General features: G+C 70.6%; 4 protein-coding genes. 2 read left to right on the top strand and 2 right to left on the bottom strand.

What is annotated here, in order from left to right; all coding sequences use genetic code 11:
- Nucleotides 1–494, top strand: a 494-nt coding sequence (locus tag GTW40_RS26260; RefSeq protein ID WP_161182641.1) for a PucR family transcriptional regulator, incomplete at its 5' end; no start/stop codon positions are given.
- Between the two features lie 53 nt (nucleotides 495–547).
- Here the strand turns inward: GTW40_RS26260 and GTW40_RS26255 are convergent.
- Nucleotides 548–1,924, bottom strand: a complete 1,377-nt coding sequence (locus GTW40_RS26255; protein ID WP_161182640.1) for an MFS transporter — start codon at nucleotides 1,922–1,924, stop codon at nucleotides 548–550.
- A gap of 163 nt (nucleotides 1,925–2,087) precedes the next feature.
- Nucleotides 2,088–2,873 carry a hypothetical protein gene (locus GTW40_RS26250; protein WP_161182639.1) on the bottom strand — a complete coding sequence of 262 codons (786 nt, stop codon included), beginning with the start codon at nucleotides 2,871–2,873 and terminating at the stop codon, nucleotides 2,088–2,090.
- 120 nt (nucleotides 2,874–2,993) lie between these two features.
- Here GTW40_RS26250 and GTW40_RS26245 point away from each other — a divergent pair.
- Nucleotides 2,994–3,777 (top strand): IS5 family transposase gene (locus GTW40_RS26245; protein ID WP_343245603.1). Its coding sequence is split into 2 segments (ribosomal slippage), with 782 coding nucleotides annotated over them: nucleotides 2,994–3,323 and nucleotides 3,326–3,777; the frame shifts between segments, so codons are not numbered across the junction. This gene is flagged as partial in the annotation.

The following is a 3,777-nucleotide window of genomic DNA, read 5'->3' as shown; positions in this document are numbered from 1 at the left end:
GCCGCACCGCCCGCGACCTCGGCGCGGCCGTCAGCCTGCCGGTCACCGTCGGTGCCTCCGCCCCCGTCACCGGCCTCGCCGACCGGCCCGACGCGGTGGGCGCCGCCTACGCCGAGGGCCGCCGCTGCCTCGACGCGCTGCACCTCCTGGGACGCGGCGGAGACGGTGCGGCGGCGGAGGACTTCGGCTTCCTCGGCCTGCTCCTCGCCGCCGACCGGGACGTCGGCGGCTTCGTCGAGCGCACCATCGGCCCGCTCGTGACCTACGACGAACGGCGCGGCACCGATCTGCTGCACACGCTGGACGCCTACTTCGCCTGCGGCATGAGCCCGGCCCGGACCAAGGACACCCTCCATGTGCACGTGAACACCGTGGCTCAGCGGCTGGAACGGGTGGGCCGGCTCCTGGGCGCCGACTGGCAGACACCGTCCCGCGCCCTGGAGATCCAACTGGCCCTGCGGCTGCACGGGCTGGCGGTACCGGGACGGCACTGACCGGCCCCCGCGCGGGGGCCGGTCAGTGGAGGCCGATCGAGGTCACGTACGTCTCACACCGTCCGCGCCTCGGCGGCCGCACTCGCGCCGGTCTGCTCCCCGCCCCGCTCCGCCACCTGGGCGAGGTCACGGTGCCGGGTCTCGCGGGCCACACCCACGGCGATCAGCGTCAGGACGGCGGCCGCGATCACGTACAGCGCGATCGGCGTGGAGCTGTCGTACTCCTCGAGCAGCGCGGTGGCGATCAGCGGGGCCGGCGCACCGGCCGCGACGGAGGCGAACTGGGCACCGATGGAGGCACCGGAGTAGCGCATCCGGGTCGCGAACATCTCGGCGAAGAAGGCGGCCTGGGGCGCGTACATGGCCCCGTGCAGCACCAGTCCGACGGTGACGGCCAGGATCAGGGAGCCGAACGACCCCTTGTCGACGAGCCGGAAGAACGGGAACATCCACAGCCCGATGCCCGCCGCACCGAGCAGGTACACGGGCCGGCGTCCGACCCGGTCGGACAGGGCGCCCCAGGCCGGGATGACGGCGAAGTGCACGGCGGAGGCGATGAGTACGGCGTTGAGCGCGGTCTGCTTCGAGACGCCCGCGGACGTGGTGGCGTAGACGAGGATGAAGGCGGTGATGACGTAGTAACTGATGTTCTCCGCCATACGCGCGCCCATCGCGACGAGCACGTCCCGCCAGTGATGGCGCAGCACGGAGACGAGCGGAAGCTTCTCCTCCGTGTCCTCCTTCCTGGACTCGGCCCGGGCCAGCGCCTCCTTGAACACGGGTGATTCGTCGACGGAGAGACGGATCCAGAGACCGACCATCACCAGCACGCCGGAGAGCAGGAACGGGATGCGCCAGCCCCAGCTGCCGAAGGCGTCGTCCGTGAGGATGCCGGTGAGCAGCGACAGCACACCGGTGGCCAGCAGCTGCCCGGCCGGCGCGCCGGTCTGCGGCCACGAGGCCCAGAAGCCACGCCTGCGCGCGTCCCCGTGCTCGGACACCAGCAGGACGGCACCGCCCCACTCGCCACCGAGCGCGAAGCCCTGCACCAGACGCAGCACCGTCAGCAGCACCGGTGCGGCGCTTCCGAGGGTCGCGTGCGTGGGCAGCAGACCGATGGCGAAGGTCGCGCCGCCCATCAGCAGCAGACTCAGCACCAGCAGCTTCTTGCGCCCGAGCCGGTCACCGTAGTGTCCGAACACCAGAGCCCCGAGCGGCCGTGCCGCGAACCCGACCGCGTACGTCAGGAACGACAGCAGTGTCCCGACGAGCGGATCCGAGTCCGGGAAGAACAGCTTGTTGAACACCAGCGCGGCGGCCGACCCGTACAGGAAGAAGTCGTACCACTCGATGGTGGTCCCGATGAGACTGGCGGCGACGATGCGGGGGAGCTTCGCTGGAGCGGGTGGGGCGCTTATAGGTGACGACATCGGCACCACTTCCTGGCGTGTGACGGGGACGGAATGCGTGTCGCCACACGGTAGGAACGCGCAGGTCAAGGTCGTATGTGGTGGGACACCATAGTTCTGGGCGCGGGAGTGAGTGCGCCCACCATGGAGGAGGGGTCGTTCGACGGGTCGGCCGGACGGTCTGTCACTGCATCAGGCGCTGCCGGTCGCCCATGACCACCGCGGGATGCCGCGCCGGGTCGAGGGTGCCGAGCAGGGTCTTCATCCCGGACTCGGGGACGGTGACGCAGGCGGAGGTGCCGTCGCCGTGGTCGACGTGGAGCCAGATGCCGCCGCCCTTCTCCACGCCGTCGGGACGGTTCCAGTCGAAGGGCGGGGTGCCCTTGAGGTGGTTGTAGTCGATGGCGATGACGTAGTCGAAGTCGTGGGCGTGGTTCTCGTCGTCCTGGTTGATGGAGGCGGCGAAGGCGTTGTCGTCGTACCAGTAGGGCAGTTTGGTGCCCGGGCTCCTGAGCGAGCCTCCGGCGTCGGTGAGGGTGAAGACGCCGACGGGACTGCGTTCGTCGTCCATCTGATGGTCCGTCGTCCAGCCGCGACGGCCGTTGTGCGCGGGCCAGGCGGCGGTGCGTTCCCACTGGGTGCCGTGCTTCTCGTACAGCACGGCGAGGCTGTCGGCGGAGTCGCGGTCCTCGCCGTAGACGACCACGAGCTGACGGGTGCCGGACGGGATGCGCGCCCCGGTCCGTTCTCCGATGCCGGGAATTCCCGGACCGGACACCGGGTGCGCGGAGCCGGCCGCCGCCGGGTTGCCGTTGTGCGCCGGGCCGCCGGGCTTCGCCCGGTCGTCGGTGCCGCCGCAGCCCGTGGCCGCCGTCAGCAGGGCGCCGCAGGCGACGGCGGATATGAGGAGCCGAGCACCACGGGGTCGCGCGGGCCGGACGCATGACGGGGCGAAAGTGAGGAGACGCATGATCGTGATCCTCCGGCGCGACGGAGGGGCCCCGCATCCTGACGCGGCATCCGGCCTAAGAGGTCCTAACAGAAGCCGTTGATCATGTGACTTTCGGATTGGCTGGTCGTTGGTCCGATCGTGGGGAAACGTCAGTCGCGGCCCTGGATCGTCTCGGACGAACTGTGGTCGCTCATCGAGCCGTTGCTGCCCGTGCCGGGTCCGAAGCTGGTCGAGGGCAGACCGCGAGTCCCGGACCGGCAGGCGCTGTGCGGGATCCTGTTCGTCCTGCACACGGGCATCCAGTGGGAGTACCTGCCGCAGGAACTGGGCTTCGGCTCGGGCATGACCTGCTGGCGGCGCCTCGCCGCGTGGAACGAGGCCGGCGTGTGGGACGAACTGCACCTGGTGCTCCTGAAGAAGCTGCGGGCGGCGAACAAGCTGGACTGGTCCCGGGCGGTGATCGACTCCTCCCACGTCCGGGCCGCTCGACGGGGCCCAAAAGCGGTCCCAGCCCGGTCGATCGCGCACGGCCGGGCAGCAAGCACCACGTTCTCACCGACGGCCAGGGCATCCCGCTCGCGGTGTCGCTGACCGGTGGAAACCGCAACGACGTCACCCAGCTGATGCCCCTGCTCGACAAGATCCCGGCGGTTGCCGGCGTCGTCGGCCGCCCCAGACATCGACCCGACACGCTGCTTGCCGACCGCGGCTACGACCACGACAAATACCGGCGCCTACTGTGGCAGCGCGGCATCCGCCCGGTCATCGCTGAGCGAGGCGTGCAACACGGCTCTGGCCTGGGCATTTTCCGCTGGGTCGTCGAGCGCACCATCGCCTGGCTGCACGGCTTTCGCCGCCTGCGGATCCGCTGGGAGCGACGCGACGACATCCACGAGGCCTTCCTCGGTCTCGCCACCTGCCT

Origin of the sequence: Streptomyces sp. SID4985 (assembly GCF_009863025.1) — a bacterium.
GTDB lineage: Bacteria > Actinomycetota > Actinomycetes > Streptomycetales > Streptomycetaceae > Streptomyces.
Note: the sequence above shows the minus strand (reverse complement) of the source record. Positions and strands in the feature narration are given on the sequence as shown.